A 16,417-nucleotide genomic window follows, 5' to 3' on the forward strand; every position below is an offset into this window, starting at 1 on the left:
CGCAGTGCATTATATTGCAGTGCAGCAACGAAGCTATCAGGAGCGCCGCATGGCAACCAAAGGTCCCAAATCGGGCACGCCGACCAAGCGCGCCGCCCCTGCCGTCAAGGCTGAGGCTGTCGCCGCGCCGAAGACGGTGACGGCCAAGGTCGCCAAGCCGACCGCCCCCAAGGCGATCAAGCCTGCTGCGATCGCGCCAAAGCCAGTCGCAGCGCCGGTTGCCAAGCCGGTCGTTGCCGAGCCGGTGATCGCCTCGCCTGCCCCTGAAGTCGCCCCGGTCGCGGTTGCGGCACCGGTGGTCGCAGCGCCGGTGGCCGAAGTCGTCGCGGCGCCCGTCGCCGAAGTCGTCGCGGCGCCCGTCGTCGCAGCACCGGTCGCCGCACCCGTCGCCGCGCCGACCCCTGTTCCTGCCCCCGTCATTACGCCTGCCGCCGCGACTGCCCCCGCAGTCAAGGCACCTCTCCTCTCAACCAAAAAGGTCAATGTCACCATGGAAAACGCCATTCACACCGCCACCGAAAAGACCCAGGCCCTGTTCGTCGACATGAACGAGCGCACCAAGGCCGCCGTCGAAAAGAGCACCCAGCTGTTCGCCGACATGAACGACTTCAGCAAGGGCAACGTCGAAGCCCTCGTCGAATCGTCGAAGATTGCTGCCAAGGGCATCGAAACGATGGGCCAGGAAGCTGCCGATTACACGCGCAAGTCGTTCGAAGGCGCGACTGCCGCGATGCGCGACCTCGCGTCGGTCAAGACCCCGGCCGATTTCATGAAGCTGCAGAGCGATTTCGTGCGCACCACGTTCGACAGCCTGGTTGCTGAAACCTCGAAGACCACCGAAGCGATGCTGAAGCTCGCCGGTGACGTCGCACAGCCGATCTCGAACCGCGTTGCGGTTGCGGCTGAAAAGATCAAGGTCGGCGCATAATCGACCCGACGCTACGGCGTCGCGACGATCAACAAGGGGCGGTGGCTTGCGAGCTGCCGCCCCTTTTGCGTTGTGCGCTACGGGCTTTCGGCCATGAATCGCGTGCCCAGCATCCGATCGCATCGCTTCCCCCTTGCCGAAGCCCCCCGGCGTGCCATATTTTCATCCTCACATGATCGATCATCCCACCCCCACCACCGCGATGGCCGAACGCCGCGACGACGACGAAGGCACCGGCCTTGGCATCGCGACGCGCACCCGCTCGCGCACCAAGCGGCCGACGCCGTACCGCGTGCTGATGCTCAACGACGATTATACGCCGATGGAATTCGTGGTGCTGTGCCTTCAGCGCTTCTTCCGGATGAGCATCGAGGAAGCGACGCGGGTGATGCTCCACGTCCACCAAAAGGGCGTCGGCGTGTGCGGCGTGTTCACCTATGAAGTCGCCGAGACCAAGGTCAGCCAGGTGATGGATTTCGCCCGCCAGAACCAACACCCGCTGCAATGCACGCTCGAAAAGGCGTGACGCGGGTCTGATCCCGAAATTAAAGCTGCTTGGGCGGCGCCTGGACGAGGGGGGGAGTCACCAGACGCCGCCGTGCCAATCGTCGGCTAGGGGGGCTAAACCAACGACACCGCCACTATAATCGACTATCGGGTCGTTTCGAAGGCGTCGGGCGATTTCTCTGCGCCCTTTTTGCAAAAACTTGCGGCCGATTGTCGTTCGATCAGGAACGGCGCGGGCGCAACTGGCCAATTGCTGCCGATACCAGCAAGGATTCGACCCCGGCATAGCCTAGTCCAAGGTGATCGGGCCGCACTGTCACCGCATCGGTCAGTTTCAGCCGCCCCGCGCGCAGCCCCGCGCGCCCGAGTCGCGCCCAGAGCCGCGCGGTTTCCCAGCGGATCAGCTTGCGGTCGTCGGGCGATGGCGCGGTCTGCGCGACAAAGGCGGCTTGCAGCGTGACCAACGTCTCACCCAGCAGCGCCAGCGTCGCGCGGTCGGACACCGGCGCGCGCTGCATCACATGCGCGACGACCAGCCGCGCGCGATCGATCGCAGCCTCCCCGAACACCTCGGCATAGCGCGCCGCCAGCACCTGGCTCGCGCTCGCGAGCATCGTATCGGTGAAGCGCTGCGACGCGCCGCCGCAGTGGCTGCGGTAGGTCAGCAGCGGCGTGTCGATCCGCGCGATTCGCCCCAGCGTGCGCAGCCGGTGGTACAGATCGAAATCTTCGGCATAGAGCAGCTCGGGCCGGGTAAACGGGTCGAGCCGCCGCGCCGCATCCGCCCGGATCATCACCGATGACCAGACCAGCGGGTTCGAAATCCACAGCATCCAGTCGACCAGCGCGGGCGTCGTCACCGCCGGCAAGGTCGAGGGCCGGACAGTGCCGTCGATCAGCACGTCGGTCGCGCTCGCAACAAGCACGGCGTCAGGATTGGCGTCGAGCCAGCGCACCTGTTCCGCGAACCGCGTCGGCGCACAGAGATCGTCCTGATCGAGCGCCGCCAGATACCGCCCGCCCGCGGCGGCGACCGCGCGATTCCGCGTGCGCACCGGGCCTTGGTTAACCTCGGCCTCGATGACGCGAAAGCGCGGGTCGTCGATCGCGCGCAGCACATCGCGGGTGGTATCGGTCGAGCAGTCATCGACGATCACGACTTCGAAATCGCTGAAGGTCTGCGCCTTCAGGCTGGCGATCGTCTCGCCAATCAGGCCTGCGCCATTATAGGCGGCCATGATCACCGAGACGACAGGCGTCACGCGACCGCCCGTGCGGCCGATTGCAGCACTTGTTCGACGATCATCAGCCCGACGTCGTTCTGCCATTGCCACAGGCCATTGGCCTGCCCGTGAAAGCTCGGCTCGCCGCCGAGCTTGCCCCAGGGCACGAACCCTGCGGCGAGCCCGATACCAAAAGCACCCGCGATCGGCTGGCCGTCAGCGGCGACGATGCGGCAATGCCGGTCGACCATCGCCGCGCCGCGATCGGCGGCCAGCGCGATCGGACGGCCGCCGGCATCGTGGAGCGGCAGCGCATGCGGGCGATAGCCAAGTGCTGCGACGACCAGATCGACGTCCTGCAGGATCGCCTGCGCCTCGGCATCATCATCGCCTGCAATCTGGTGCAGCGCGACGCGCGGTTCGGGCGCACGGCCGCCGACGCCGAGCATCCGCAGCACCAGCTCGCGCGCTTCGAGCCGGAAACCGGCAAGGCGATAGACAAAGCCCGACACCGGGCAGATGTCGGCAGGGCCGAAATCGGTGAAGCCATCCTCATGCGCAGCGGCCACCGAGGGGTAGAAGGGCCGCAACGGACGGCGGTGCAGCAGCGTAATGCCGCCCGCGCCAAACGGCAGCGCCGGGACCGTCTTCAGCAGCAGCGCGACCGTCGCGACCGCGCTCGTCGACCCGCCGATCACCGCGACGCGCGGCGCGCGCTTGGCGCTCAGCAGATCGGCGACCTTCGCCATCCCGCCCAGCCCCAGCACTTCGTCCGACTGCAACAGCCGGTCACCCGCCAGCGCCACCAGCGGCGCGCCTGCGACACGCTGCGCGGCGATCCGGTCGATCGGCTGATAGCCACCGGTGGCGACGATAATCGATTCGCTCAACTGCTCAAATTCGCGCCCGCTTGCCCGCGCGCGAATGCGCACGCGCCACAAGCCGTCACCGGTGCGATCGGCGCCGAGGACTTCATGCCCGGTCAGCACCGATCCGCCGTGGCGCTCGACCAGCGCGCCGAGCCGCTCGCCGGTCGCGCGCACCAAAGGCCCGGCATCGACCAGTGGCACACCCATCGCATCGGTGAAGCGCCGCACGGTGCGCGCGGCGGGATGCTCCTCGATCGCCGCGAGTTCGGGGTGCGGGTTGTCCTTGACCGCACTCAGGAACGTCGTCGCCGTGCTGTCCGAGGTAATCGCATAGCGCCCGAGTTGGCCGCGCCCGATCACATCGTCGCGGTCGATCACCACCAGCCCCGCCGCGAAATCGGCGAGCCGCCCATGCTTCGACGCGGCGGTCAGCACTGCGGTGCCCGCAGGCCCCGCGCCGATCATCACCGTCTTGGCGACCGCCAGGCGCCGCGCGCGCGCCGGCAGCGTCGCGGGCCGCGCATCACGCGCGCACACGGCCTTGAAGCGCGCGGCAATCTCTACCGCGTCGGCAGGCGTCATCGCATCGGTGATCGGCAGCGAGATCACCCGCCGCGCGACGGCATCGGCAACCGGCGTCGGCTCGATGATCGCGCTCGCCTTGAAGAAGGGCTGCTCGGCGAGATGCGGGCTGAAATATTGCCCCGCCTGCACACCCACATCGCCAAGACCCGCGACGATATCGGCGCGGCGCCGGGCCAGCGGCTCAGGCAACAGCACCGGCATGAACTGCATCGCGCGGCGCGTGCCATAGGGCCGCTGGAGCTGGAAATCGCCCAGCGCGTCGCGATACGCCGCTTCGATCGCTGACCGATTGGCGGCGATCCCCTCAAACTCGCCGAGCTTCAGCCGCGCAGCGAGCCCGAGCAATTCAGGCAGCTTGGCATTAATCCCCGGCATCGCCGCGCTACGACTGCCCTGAAAGCCGAAATTGGCCATCGACCGGATCGTTTCAATCAGCGCGGCACTACCCGAATGGACGAGGCCCCCTTCCGCGACCGCAAAAGTTTTGGTCGCGTGCATCGAAAACACCACCGCGAACGGCGCATTTGCCCCGAACCCCACGCCGTCGACATCGAGCGCACCGAGCGAGGCGGCGGCATCGATCACGACGCCGACATTGTACCGCTGCTGGAGCCACTCATAGCGCTCAAGATCGATCGCGTTGCCGAAGGTCGCGTAAGGCACAATCACCGACACGCGCTTGCCATAATGGCTCAGCAACCGCTCCTCGGCGCGCGCGCAGGCCGACCAGTCGTCGGGGTCGATGTCGCAGATCAGCGGCGTCAGCCCCGCCCAGAGTGCGGCTTGCGCGGTGGCCGCAAAGGTGAAGCTTGGGACAATCGCCAGCGATCCCGGCTCGGGCAACCACCCCGCCGCCTGCCGAATCGCGAGCAACAGCCCGAGCGTGGCATTGGCGACCGTCAGCGTCGCGCCATGCCCGCCGAACAATTGCTGCGTCGCTTCGGCCTCAAACGCGCGCACTTCCGGCCCCGAATTGCTGTAAATGCCCGATGCCTCAAGCCGCGCGAGATCGTCCAGATGCGCGCTCAGGCGCGGCGGTCGCGGGGCAATCAACGGATAGTCGGTCATCGTCCTGCAGAGCCTTGGCGCAAGCGTATGGAATAGGGGCGAAGCCTAGCGCCGAGGTGCCTAAAAACCCGTTACACGGTGCGATTGCGGTTGGAACGATTCCGCCATTGCGATAGTTGCTGGCGGTCGCGGGACGACAGGGAGAGCGTGGATGGCGGTTGATTTCACCCTGAACGGCGCGCCCGCGCGCTTCGACGGCGATCCCGACACCCCGCTCCTGTGGGTATTGCGCGATCATCTCGGCCAGACCGGCACCAAATATGGCTGCGGCATCGCCCAGTGCGGCGCGTGCACGGTCCATCTCGACGGCAAGACCCGGCGGTCGTGCGTCACACCGATCGCCACCGTCGCGGGCCGCAAGGTCACGACGATCGAAGGCGCATCGGGCAAGGTCGCCGAGGCGGTGAAAGCTGCGTGGATCGCCATCGACGTGCCGCAATGCGGCTTCTGCCAATCGGGTCAGGTGATGTCGGCGATCGGGCTGCTGAGCGCGGTGCCCAAGCCGACAGATACCGACATCGACAATGCGATGGCGGGCAATATCTGCCGCTGCGCAACCTATGTCCGGGTGCGGCAGGCGATCCACAACGCCGCCGCCAAGCTGCCTGCAACCAAGGGAGCCAAGGCATGACGATCGAAGCCAGCCGCCGCGATTTCCTCGCCGCTTCAGGGCTCGTCATCGGCCTCGCGCTGCCGATGGGGCGTGCCGCCGCCGCTGCCGCCACCGGCGCACCGTTCCAGCCCAATGCCTTTGTCCGGATCGCCGCCGACGACACGGTCACCGTCATCATCAAGCATGTCGAATTCGGCCAGGGGCCGTCGACCGGCCTCACCACGATCCTCGCCGATGAGCTCGACGCCGACTGGGCGCAGATGCGGATGGCATTCTCGCCCGCCAATGACCCGCTCTACAAGAATCTGGCGTTCGGCACGATGGGCACCGGCGGCTCGACCGCGATGGCCAATAGCTGGATGCAGATGCGAAACGCCGGTGCCGCCGCGCGCGCGATGCTGGTCGACGCTGCCGCCAAGCGCTGGGGCGTCCCCGCATCCGACATCAAGGTATCAAAGGGCGTCGTCAGCCACGGCGCGCATCACAAGGCGCGCTTTGGGGAGCTCGCCGCCGATGCGGCCGGGCTGCCGGTGCCGACCGCGCCCAAGCTCAAGACGCACGACCAGTTCACGCTAATCGGCACCGATCTGCCCAAGCTCGATACCCGCGCCAAGACCGACGGCTCGGCCACGTTCACGATGGACATCGCCGTCGCCAACATGGTCCATTCGGCGATCCTCCACCCGCCCGCGTTCGGCGCCACGGTAAAGGCGGTCGACGATAGCGCCACGCGCGCGATGCCGGGTGTCGTCGCGGTGAAGGCGATCCCGCAAGGTGTCGTCGTCTACGCCAAGGACAGTTTCGCCGCGATCAAGGGCCGAAATGCGCTGAAGGTCGAGTGGGATTTGACCAAGGCCGAGACGCGGTCGAGCGACGACCTGTTCCGCACTTATGCGCAAGCCGTGCAGGCGCCCGGCAAGGAAGCGATGAAAGTCGGAGACGTCGAGGGGGCACTGAAGGGTGCCACCAAGACGATCGACGCGACCTATTTCTTCCCCTTCCTCGCCCACGCGCCGATGGAACCACTCGACGCGGTGATCGAGCGCCAGGGCGACCGCGCCAATCTGTACATGGGCAGCCAGTTTCAGGTCGGCGAAACGCGCGCCGTCGCCAAGGCGCTCGGCATCCCGTTCGAGAATATGACGCTCAAGCAGCAATTTGCGGGCGGCAGCTTCGGGCGCCGCGCGCAACCGGGTTCGGACTTTGCGGTCGAAGCGGGCACGATCGCCGCCAATGCGCCGTCGTCGGCGGTCAAGCATCTCTGGACGCGCGAGAATGACATTCGCGGCGGGCGCTATCGCCCGATCACCGTCCACCGCTTGCGCGGCGGCATTGATGCCAAGGGCGATATCATCGGCTGGGATCAGCGGGTCGCGGTCCAACCGTTCGTCGCCACCCCCGGCGATGCGATCGACGATGGCATGTATGAAGGCTGCGGCCCCGACGACTATAGCTTCGCCAATGCCCGCATCGGCGTCGCCAAAATGGCCAATGGCGTGCCGACGCTCTGGTGGCGCTCGGTCGGCCACACGCACACCGCCTATGCCAGCGAAGCCTTTCTCGACGATCTGTTCGCGCTCTCGGGCCGCGATCCGGTCGCGGGGCGGCTCGCGCTGTTGAAGGACGCGCGGGCAAAGGCGGTGCTCAACCGCGTTGCTGAAATCGCCAAATGGGGCGGCGCCGTTCCCTCGGGTCGCGCGCGCGGCGTGGCGTTTCACAAGAGCTTCGGCAGCTATGTCGCGCAAATCGCCGAAGTGTCGAAGGGCGCCGACGGCTTGCCCAAGGTCCACAAAATCTGGTGCGCAGTCGATTGCGGCACGCCGATCAACCCCAATGTCATCCGCGCGCAGATGGAAAGCGGGATCGGCTACGGCCTTGGCCACGCGCTTTATGCCGAACTGGTGCTCGGCGACGGCGGGCGCATCGCGCAGGGCAATTTCGACAGCTATCGTTCGCTGCGGATCAACGAAATGCCCGCGGTCGAGGTGTCGATCATCAAGTCGACCGAAAACCCGACCGGCGTCGGCGAGCCCGGCTTGCCGCCGATCGCCCCTGCCGTTGCCAATGCGTGGCGCAAGCTGACGGGTCGCAGCGTCCGCCGACTGCCCTTCGCCGCCGAGGAGAATGCGTGATGAAGCCCGTTCATGGCCTGATCGCGCTCGGCCTTGCCGCGCTCGCGCTGCCGATCGCGGTGCTGGCCCGCGCTGACATGCAAGCGACCCCGCAAGTGCCGCTGAAGGCCCCCGCCGACTTCGCGTCGATTGCCGATCCGGCGGCACGCTCGGCGGCGATCTTCACCGAAATGGGCAAGGTCATCCAATCGCCCCGCTGCCTCAATTGCCACCCGCGCAGCGACCGCCCGCGTCAGGGTGACGAGATGGTCGCGCATATGCCGCCCGTGGTGCGCGGACCTGCCGATCAGGGCGCGCCGGGGATGGAATGCGCGACCTGCCACGGCGCTGCCAATGTCGCTTTCGTGAATGGCGAGGGCAGCATTCCGGGCGCGCCGCATTGGCAGCTCGCGCCCGCGTCGATGGCGTGGGAGGGCAAGTCGCTAGCGGCGATCTGCGCGCAGTTGAAGGATGTGAAGCGCAACGGCGGCAAACCGCTCGCCGCGCTCGTTGAGCATAATGGCAAGGACGCGCTCGTCGGCTGGGGCTGGCATCCAGGGCTCGGTCGCACCCCCGCCCCCGGCACGCAGGCGCAGTTCGGGGCGCTGACCAGGGCGTGGATCGACAGCGGCGCCAAGTGCCCGGCCTGAGCTTCGAGACGATCCGGCTGGAGATTGCCGAAGGGATTGCGACGATCACGCTCGACCGGCCCGAACGGATGAATGCCTTCACCGGCCAGATGATGGCCGATCTGATCGCGGCGTTCGACGCGACCGACGCCGATGACGCCGTGCGGGCGGTCATCGTGACGGGCGCGGGCAAGGCGTTCTGCGCGGGCGCCGATCTGGCGGAGGGGGCGGCGACCTTCGATTATGCCCAAGCTGGTATGACGCGCGGCGATGACGGGCCGGTGCAGGCCGATGGCGCGGTCGACTTCGCGCATGAGGACGTGCGCGATTCGGGCGGGCGAGTGACCTTGCGGATTTTCGACTCACTCAAACCGGTGATCGGCGCGATCAACGGCGCGGCGGTCGGCATTGGCGCGACGATGCTGCTGCCGATGGATTTCCGGCTCGCGAGCGACACCGCGCGCTTCGGCTTCGTTTTCGCAAGGCGCGGGATCGTGCCCGAGGCGGCATCGAGCTGGTTCCTGCCGCGCCTTGTCGGCATCGGCCAGGCGCTTGAGTGGTGCTATTCGGGGAAAGTGTTCGGCGCCGACGAAGCGCTCAACGGCGGGCTGGTGCGCTCGGTTCATGCTGGCGACGATCTGCTCCCCGCCGCCCACGCGTTGGCGTTGGAATTGACGTCCGACAGCGCGCCAGTGTCGGTCGCGCTCACCCGGCGGATGCTGTGGGGGATGCTGGGCGCCGCGCACCCGATGGACGCCCACCGCATCGACAGCCGCGCGGTCTGGCTGCGCGGCGGCGGCGCCGATGCGAAAGAAGGCGTGATGTCGTTCCTCGAAAAACGCGACGGGGTGTTTACCGACCGAGTGAGCGACGAATGGCCGCGCGTCGACGGATGGTTCGACGCGCCTGGCTGGCGTTGATTTTTGCTCACACAAAGCCTCGAAGACGCAAAGAAGAAGTAGCGCGCCATCGCCGCGCAGCGGCTTCAAACTCCTAAACTTCGTGTCTTTGCGTCTTTGTGTGAGAAAATTCTCTCACGCGAAGACCGCGAAGAAGGAAGAGCGCAAAGTTCGCGAAGATGCGTTGCGCCAAACGCCGCCCAGCGGCCTAAACATCCTTCGCTTCTTCGCGCCCTTATTTCTCTTCGCGCTCTTCGCGTGAACTAAATCGACCGCCGCACCCGGGCCATTCGCTTGTTTTTTTGCGCCACTACCCGGCAACAAGTTCCCAAAAAGGGCTCACCGCCGCCGCATGAACCAGTCTAAAACCCGACCCTAGCCGCCCCATCGACCAGCGCATGGCCCTCACGCCCGGCTTCGGGCAGCCCCGGCTTGACCCAAGTCGCATGCGCATGGGCGGTTGCGACGATCTCGCGCGGGCCGCCGGGCCAGGTCCGCACCGTTACGACCTGCTCGGCAAGCGCGCGGTCGGGCTCCATCGCCACCCAGGCGAGCGGACGCTCGTCCGTCGCCGCCGTGCCCGCCGTCGCCATTGCTGCCCGGATGCGCTGGGCGACCGGCTCGGGCAGATATTGCCACACCACCGAATGCATGAGCACGCGCGTAACGCCCGCTGCCTGCGGTTCGGCGAGCCGCGCCTCAACCCAATCGGCGGCATCGGCTTGCTCCAGGCGCACGCCATGCGCGCGCACCATCGCGATTGCGGTCTTCAGCCGCGCCAGCCGCTCGGGCTTTTCGGCCCAGACATAGGCCGCCAGCCGGTCCTCGATCGCCGGATCGGTGACATTGAGCGGCTGAATGTCGCAGCCGCGCTTCGACACGATCTCGATCGGCGGGATGGCAGGCGTGGCGCCGCGCCACTCGGGGGTGATCGTCACCGGCGCCTCGGCCGGGCCGACAAACGCCCCGCCGAGATCGAAGCGATAGCGATCTATCAGCAAATTAAGCCCGCCGCTCGAGCCGATTTCGAGCAGCTCAAGCTTCGGCCCGCAGGTCCGCGCGACCTCGATCAGCCCGGTCATCAGCGCCGCCGACCGCCCCGGCTCGTTGGTCTGGGGTGGCCCGTCGAGCCACGGCAGCAGCGCGTCATCGTGCTGCAATAGCGCGCGGTTGAGCGCCGCGGCGATTTCCGCCAAGCCGGTCAGGCTGCCATCGAAAATCGCCGTCAGATCGTCATCGGCGCCGGCGCGGACCAGTGCATGCAGCCCGCCAATGAACCGCAAAGGTAGCGCGTCGCGCGTCGGCTCGCCCGGCCAGTCGAGGATGCGCGCCCCGACCCGACTCTCACGCGTCAGCCCGGTCGCAATCGCTTCGCACAGCCGCGCATAAATCGGCGCGTCCATGCTCCGGCAATAATATTCCTGGATCATGAAGGCGCCGCGCACCGTTTCTTCGCTTGCCATCTCCGTCCTCCACTTGTTGCGCCGCCGCACGTCCCCAACTAAGGCCGCACGACTTATGCCAGATCCGATCAACGATCCGCTCATCATCGCTGTACCGAAAGGCCGCATCCTCGGCGAGGCGCTGCCGCTGCTCGCGCGCGCCGGAATCGTGCCCGAAGCGGCGTTCGCCGACGAGGACTCGCGCGCGTTGCGCTTCACCACTAGTGATCCGGGGATCGAGCTGATCCGCGTCCGCGCGTTCGATGTCGCGACTTTCGTCGCGCACGGCGCCGCGCAGCTTGGCATTGTCGGGTCGGACGTGCTGATGGAATTCGATTATTCGGAGCTTTACGCCCCCGTCGATCTCGGCATCGGCCGCTGCCGTATTTCGGTCGCCGAGCCCGCCGCGATGGCGGCGCAAGACGATCCGCGCGGCTGGAGCCATGTCCGCGTCGCGACCAAATATCCGCACCTCACCAAAGCGCATTTCGCGAGCCGCGGCGTGCAGGCCGAATGCGTGAAATTGAACGGCGCGATGGAACTGGCGCCGACGCTCGGCCTTGCGCCGCGGATCGTCGATCTGGTCAGTTCGGGGCGGACGCTGGCGGAAAACGGCCTCGTCGAAGTCGAAGTGATCGCCGAAGTCACCAGCCGCCTGATCGTCAACCGCGCCGCGTTCAAGACCCGCGAGCGCGTGGTGCCGCTGGTCGATGCGTTCCGAAAGGCGGTTGCCTGACATGATCCGCTTGTCCACCGCCGATGCCGGTTTCGCGAGTGATTTCACCGCACTCGTGAGTGCACGGCGCGAAGCCGATAGCGGCGTCGCGCGCGACGTGGCGGCGATCATCGCGCGCGTCCGCGACGAAGGCGATGCCGCCGTCGCCGAGCTGACGCAGCGCTTCGACGGGCACGATCTCGCCGCATCGGGCTGGACGATCAACCTCGCCGATTGTCGCGCGGCCTATGAAGCACTTGAACCCGATCTGCGCGCCGCGCTCGATCTCGCCGCCGCTCGCATCCGCACCTATCACGCCAGGCAGCGCCCCGAAAACAGCGACTCGGTCGACGACGCAGGCGTTCGCCTCGGCGCGCGCTGGTCCGCCGTCGCGGCAGCGGGGGTGTACGTCCCCGGCGGGCGCGCGGCCTATCCCAGCTCGGTGCTGATGAACGCGATTCCCGCGAAGGTCGCCGGCGTCGACCGGCTCGTGATGGTCACGCCGACGCCCAAGGGTGAGATCAACCCGCTGGTGCTTGCTGCCGCCCACATCGCCGGGGTCGACGAAGTGTGGCGGATCGGCGGCGCGCAGGCCGTCGCCGCACTCGCTTATGGCACCGACCGCATCGCCCCGGTCGATGTCATCACCGGCCCCGGCAATGCCTGGGTCGCCGAGGCCAAACGCCAGCTCTACGGCGTCGTCGGCATCGACATGGTCGCGGGTCCCAGCGAAATCGTTGTCGTTGCCGACGGCGCCAACGACCCCGAGTGGATCGCCGCCGACCTGCTCAGCCAGTCCGAGCATGACCCGACCAGCCAGTCGATCCTGTTCACCGATGACGCCGGGTTCGCCGACCGCGTCGCCGCTGCCGTCGAGACGCAACTGACAACGCTCGCCACCGAAGCGGTCGCACGAGCGGCATGGGACGCGAATGGCGCGATCATCCTCGTGCGCGACTTCGCCGAAGCGATGCCGCTGGTCGATCGCCTCGCCGCCGAACATCTCGAACTCGCGGTCGACAACCCACAGGCGCTGTTCGATCAGGTCCGCCACGCCGGATCGGTCTTCCTCGGCCGCCACACACCCGAGGCGGTCGGCGATTATGTCGCCGGGCCCAACCACGTCCTCCCCACCGGCCGCCGTGCGCGTTTCTCATCGGGCCTGTCGGTGCTTGATTTCATGAAGCGTACCAGCTTCCTCCAGCTCGACGCAGCCTCGCTCGCGGCGATCGGCCCGGCGGCGGTGGCGCTGGCGGGCGCCGAAGGGCTGCCCGCGCATGCACGCTCAGTCAGCTTGCGATTGCGCTGAAATCTTCCACCGTTCGTGTCGAGCGCAGTCGAGACACGGGCCCAGAGCGCACGGCCTGTGGCCCGTCCCTCGACTTCGCTCGGGACGAACGGGTTTAGCATTGGCCCTTATCACCCTATGGAACCCGTCATGACTCGCCCCGCCCCCCGCACCAAGGCCCGCGCCGCCGCGCGCCTCGCCGCCGTTCAGGCGCTGTACCAGCACGACATGGAAGCGACGCCGCTCGTCCAGCTGCTCCACGAATTCCACCAGCACCGGCTGGGCGCGACGATCGAGGACGCCGAATATGCCGAGGCCGATGTCGATTTCTTCGACGATGTCGTGAAGGGCGCGCTCGCGCGCGGGATGGAGATCGATTCGCTCATCACCACCAAACTCGCGAGCGGCTGGAGCCTCGACCGGCTCGACAAGCCGATGAAGGCGATCCTGCGCTGTGGCACCTATGAACTCATCGCGCGCGCCGACGTGCCGGTGGGCGCAGTCATCACCGAATATGTCGATGTCGCCCATGCCTTCTACGACAAGCGCGAATCGGGCTTCGTCAACGGGCTGCTCGACGCGATCAGCAAGGATGTGCGGACCTGATGGCAGAGGTCATCAACCTGCGCGCCGCGCGCAAGGCGAAGGCACGCGATGCGGCGACCGCAGGCGCCGCCGCGAACCGCGTCGCCTTTGGCCGCACCAAGGCTGAAAAAGCCCAAGCTGCCGCTCAACGGGCGCGCGAAGCCGGTGCCCTGGATGGCGCCAAGCGAGACCGCTGACAGTCGATAGAGCAGGATGACTTTACCTTGACCCGCTCGTTTCGAGCGACGTCGAGAAACAAGCTCCAAGCCGCACGCAAGCGTTTCTCGACTTCGCTTGAAGCAAACGGATGGGTGGCGATTCAAACCAACGTCATTCCGCTGTAGCTAGCCATTCGGGCGGCATGGGCTTTTCATCCGCCGTCCCCCAGCTTTTCAGCCAAGCGGTGACATCGGCTTGCGGGACGGTGCGCCCGGCCTTGATATCGTCCAGCGCGTCCGGATCGTTGAACAGGGCGCGTTCCGCCTTCATCGCGGCAATCATAACAGCGCCAGACACAACATGCGAGGGCAAGCGCGCGGCGAGAACCAGCCAGGCGCACCGCAAAGGCCGGCCCGACTCGCATCGGGCCGCTGAAGTTCTGCCGGGAGCAACGGCGTGCAATGCCCGCCAGGGGGCGCGACGCTCCGCCGCGTCACTTGCCCGTTGGGTTGTCCCTCGTCAGGCTGTTGACCGTCGGCGAGAACCGGGAGATGCGCTAAGGGCGCGCGCTAAACTGCCGCCTGAAAGTGTTGCGCACGGGGGCCATGAAGTCGGCGTTTCGCCTGCCTACTGCGCCATTGTCCCATGCGGCAACGCCGTCGAAGTCTTGGGAGACACTGTAAAAGCCTGCGTCTACCCGCGCCTTGATCTCGTCGATCAGTTCATACTCGGTCATCTGCGATGCACCGCGCGCTTGCTTTTCGGGGTCGAGGAAATAATCGGGCTCGCACATCGTGAATATCTCGAAGATATCGGCGATTTCTGCCCGGGGCTGCCGGATGATCCAGAACAGCGGCGCAAGCCCTTCGTCGAAGCTGTACCGCTCGGCGAAATCAAGCCATGCAGCGGGCGGCGCGGCGCGCAATTGCTGCCCCATCGCCCGATAGTCAGGGCGCGCTTGCGCGCACCAGGCATCCAGCATTGCATCGGTATCGGCGATCGATCTCCAGCGGTTGCGGTTTTCGCGCTCCTCTGTGTCCTTCGCGCGCAAGGCTTCCAGCCGGGCTTGGTCTGCGGCCATTGCCTGCGCCGCCGCCTGCTCGCGGCGAAGCTCCCGCGCGCGGCGGTGTGGATCGTGCCAATAGCCTGCGCGGGCGAGCGCGAGCCGGACGACACCACCGTCGCGGGTGGTGGCAAGCAGTTCCAAATTCTCGCCTGGCAGGAGCAATTGGTGGAAGATCAGCCCGTCCGCACGATCCTGTTCTGGAAATTGCGACTCGACGGTTGCCATCGACGGAAAGAGGTGCCGCATCACTGCTTCGGGCATCCCATTCGCCAATCCGAACAGACCGCCCGGCTGGCGGGTAAGATCGATGCACTCGACCCGGTTGTCAGGGTCGAGCTCGACACACGCACCATCCCAGGACAGCCCAAGCAATCGATACCCATCGAGCAGATCGTAAAGGCTGTGCACCGGAAACAGCGCGCAATCGCTTTCGTTCAGGCAATCTCCCGGCCTGAACGTGAAAGACTCGTCAACGGCACTGGGTCCGGTCGCACCCGCCGATGGCGATGCGGGTGTCAGTGGCCTCGCGGCTTTTCTGCCAAAGGGAAAGCGCATGTCTCGTGCTTAGCAACGGCGGACTAATGACGACTTAAAGACGCCGTGGAGGAGCCAAGACCCCAGCACCGAGGCAAGCAGACACGCGCGCCGCGCCGCGCTACCACATCCCCCGATGACCGAAGATGATTTCCTCGACCAGCTCGGCCGCTTGCCGCTCCACCCCGGCGCGCAAGGGCTGCGCGATGACAGCGCGCGGCTTGGCAGCCTGATCCTCACCACCGACACGCTGGTTGAGGGCGTGCATTTCCTGCCCGACGATCCGGCGGGCGATGTTGCGTGGAAGCTGGTCGCGGTGAATCTGTCCGACCTTGCCGCCAAGGGCGCAACACCGGTTGGCGTTTTGCTCAACTATCCCCTTGGCAACGACGCTTGGGACCAAGGCTTTCTGGCCGGACTGGGCGAGGCGCTTCCTGCGTTCGAATGTCCGCTGCTCGGCGGCGACACGGTCAGCCTGCCACCGGGCGCCCCGCGCGTGCTGACGCTCACAGCAATCGGGCAGAGCAACCACGCACCGACCCGCTCGGGCGCGCGAGCCGGTGACATACTCTATGTCACCGGTACGATCGGCGATGGGGGAGCCGGATTGACGATCGCGAAGCGATTGGCCGGCGACCCCGCAGGCCTGTCGATCGCGCGCGGGAAGACCGGGCCTGCCGACCTGCTCGCCGCCTATCGCCGTCCCCAGCCGCGCCTTGCCGAGGGGCAGGCGCTCGCCCGCCACGTCCATGCGATGATGGATGTGTCCGACGGCGTGCTGATCGACGCGCAGCGGATGGCGGTCGCCAGCGGGCTGAGCGTGACAATCGACCTCGCCGCGATCCCGCTTTCGTCCGCCTATCGCGCCTTCTCCGGCGATGATCGCGCGGCGCGGCTCGCGGCGGCGACGGCGGGCGATGATTACCAACTGCTGTTCGCCGCCCCGCCCACGCTAACGCTGCCCGTTGCCGCCACCGCGATCGGCCGTTTTGCCCCCGGCAGCGGGCTGACGCTGGTCGATGGCGCCGACCCCCTCCCGCTGCCGCAGCGTCTCGGTTTCGAACACACAGGCTAACACCGCTTGCCTATCGCGCCGCGCCGAGGCTAGGAACCCACAACGAAAATGCCCGGCGTCCGCCAGAGGCAGCAGGATAAGGGGAATGCGATGCTGATCGTCTATGCGGCCATGGTCTGTG

General features: G+C 66.9%; 16 protein-coding genes. 11 read left to right on the plus strand and 5 right to left on the minus strand.

The window, feature by feature from the left end:
* The first annotated feature begins 49 nt into the window (after positions 1-49).
* Both phaP and clpS read left to right on the plus strand, forming a co-directional pair.
* Positions 50-928 (plus strand): phasin family protein, encoded by an 879-nt coding sequence (gene phaP / locus K2W81_RS14495; protein ID WP_294105568.1) that lies wholly within the window; start codon positions 50-52, stop codon positions 926-928.
* A gap of 202 nt (positions 929-1,130) precedes the next feature.
* A complete protein-coding gene (clpS, locus tag K2W81_RS14500; RefSeq protein ID WP_294105599.1) occupies positions 1,131-1,454 on the plus strand; it encodes an ATP-dependent Clp protease adapter ClpS in 324 nt (107 codons plus the stop codon).
* 202 nt (positions 1,455-1,656) lie between these two features.
* On the opposite strand, the gene K2W81_RS14505 is transcribed toward clpS, so the two are convergent.
* Together K2W81_RS14505 and K2W81_RS14510 are read right to left on the minus strand one after the other, a co-directional pair.
* Positions 1,657-2,697 (minus strand): glycosyltransferase family A protein, encoded by a 1,041-nt coding sequence (locus K2W81_RS14505; protein WP_294105572.1) that lies wholly within the window; start codon positions 2,695-2,697, stop codon positions 1,657-1,659.
* Complete coding sequence (locus K2W81_RS14510; protein WP_294105575.1) at positions 2,694-5,180, minus strand: DegT/DnrJ/EryC1/StrS family aminotransferase; 2,487 nt, start codon at positions 5,178-5,180, stop codon at positions 2,694-2,696. Before K2W81_RS14510 ends, K2W81_RS14505 begins: the two co-directional genes overlap by 4 nt.
* Before the next feature lie 151 nt (positions 5,181-5,331).
* Between K2W81_RS14510 and K2W81_RS14515 the strand changes: the two genes are divergently transcribed.
* From K2W81_RS14515 to K2W81_RS14530, 4 genes are read left to right on the plus strand one after another with little or no spacing between them, the layout of a single operon-like run.
* A complete protein-coding gene (locus K2W81_RS14515; protein ID WP_294105578.1) occupies positions 5,332-5,811 on the plus strand; it encodes a (2Fe-2S)-binding protein in 480 nt (159 codons plus the stop codon).
* A complete protein-coding gene (locus K2W81_RS14520) occupies positions 5,808-7,925 on the plus strand; it encodes a xanthine dehydrogenase family protein molybdopterin-binding subunit (RefSeq protein WP_294105580.1) in 2,118 nt (705 codons plus the stop codon). The genes K2W81_RS14515 and K2W81_RS14520 overlap by 4 nt, the downstream gene beginning before the upstream one ends.
* Positions 7,925-8,554 carry an Isoquinoline 1-oxidoreductase subunit gene (locus K2W81_RS14525; RefSeq protein WP_294105582.1) on the plus strand — a complete coding sequence of 210 codons (630 nt, stop codon included), beginning with the start codon at positions 7,925-7,927 and terminating at the stop codon, positions 8,552-8,554. The genes K2W81_RS14520 and K2W81_RS14525 overlap by 1 nt, the downstream gene beginning before the upstream one ends.
* Positions 8,551-9,453: a crotonase/enoyl-CoA hydratase family protein gene (locus tag K2W81_RS14530; RefSeq protein WP_294105601.1), complete on the plus strand. Its 903-nt coding sequence runs from the start codon at positions 8,551-8,553 to the stop codon at positions 9,451-9,453. The genes K2W81_RS14525 and K2W81_RS14530 overlap by 4 nt, the downstream gene beginning before the upstream one ends.
* Positions 9,454-9,794: 341 nt before the next feature.
* Here the strand turns inward: K2W81_RS14530 and K2W81_RS14535 are convergent, their stop codons facing one another.
* Positions 9,795-10,895 (minus strand): DUF2332 family protein, encoded by a 1,101-nt coding sequence (locus K2W81_RS14535; RefSeq protein ID WP_294105583.1) that lies wholly within the window; start codon positions 10,893-10,895, stop codon positions 9,795-9,797.
* A 67-nt stretch (positions 10,896-10,962) separates the two neighbouring features.
* Here K2W81_RS14535 and hisG point away from each other — a divergent pair, with 67 nt between their 5' ends.
* The 4 genes from hisG to K2W81_RS14555 all read left to right on the plus strand — a co-directional run bounded on the left by hisG (position 10,963) and on the right by K2W81_RS14555 (position 13,659).
* Positions 10,963-11,610: an ATP phosphoribosyltransferase gene (gene hisG, locus K2W81_RS14540; protein WP_294105602.1), complete on the plus strand. Its 648-nt coding sequence runs from the start codon at positions 10,963-10,965 to the stop codon at positions 11,608-11,610.
* A gap of 1 nt (position 11,611) precedes the next feature.
* Positions 11,612-12,898 carry a histidinol dehydrogenase gene (gene hisD, locus K2W81_RS14545; protein ID WP_294105585.1) on the plus strand — a complete coding sequence of 429 codons (1,287 nt, stop codon included), beginning with the start codon at positions 11,612-11,614 and terminating at the stop codon, positions 12,896-12,898.
* 129 nt (positions 12,899-13,027) lie between these two features.
* Positions 13,028-13,483 carry a transcription antitermination factor NusB gene (gene nusB, locus K2W81_RS14550; RefSeq protein ID WP_294105587.1) on the plus strand — a complete coding sequence of 152 codons (456 nt, stop codon included), beginning with the start codon at positions 13,028-13,030 and terminating at the stop codon, positions 13,481-13,483.
* The gene (locus K2W81_RS14555; protein ID WP_294105590.1) at positions 13,483-13,659 is read left to right on the plus strand and encodes a DUF4169 family protein; all 177 of its coding nucleotides are present in this window, start codon (positions 13,483-13,485) and stop codon (positions 13,657-13,659) included. Before nusB ends, K2W81_RS14555 begins: the two co-directional genes overlap by 1 nt.
* Before the next feature lie 133 nt (positions 13,660-13,792).
* Here K2W81_RS14555 and K2W81_RS14560 read toward each other — a convergent pair whose 3' ends face one another.
* Together K2W81_RS14560 and K2W81_RS14565 are read right to left on the minus strand one after the other, a co-directional pair.
* Positions 13,793-13,963, minus strand: a complete 171-nt coding sequence (locus tag K2W81_RS14560) for a hypothetical protein (protein ID WP_294105592.1) — start codon at positions 13,961-13,963, stop codon at positions 13,793-13,795.
* Between the two features lie 214 nt (positions 13,964-14,177).
* Positions 14,178-15,095 carry a hypothetical protein gene (locus K2W81_RS14565; protein WP_294105594.1) on the minus strand — a complete coding sequence of 306 codons (918 nt, stop codon included), beginning with the start codon at positions 15,093-15,095 and terminating at the stop codon, positions 14,178-14,180.
* Between the two features lie 262 nt (positions 15,096-15,357).
* Between K2W81_RS14565 and thiL the strand changes: the two genes are divergently transcribed.
* Complete coding sequence (gene thiL / locus K2W81_RS14570) at positions 15,358-16,296, plus strand: thiamine-phosphate kinase (protein ID WP_294105596.1); 939 nt, start codon at positions 15,358-15,360, stop codon at positions 16,294-16,296.
* The last annotated feature ends 121 nt before the right edge of the window (positions 16,297-16,417 follow it).

This window comes from Sphingomonas sp., from assembly GCF_019749955.1.
Lineage (GTDB): Bacteria > Pseudomonadota > Alphaproteobacteria > Sphingomonadales > Sphingomonadaceae > Sphingomonas.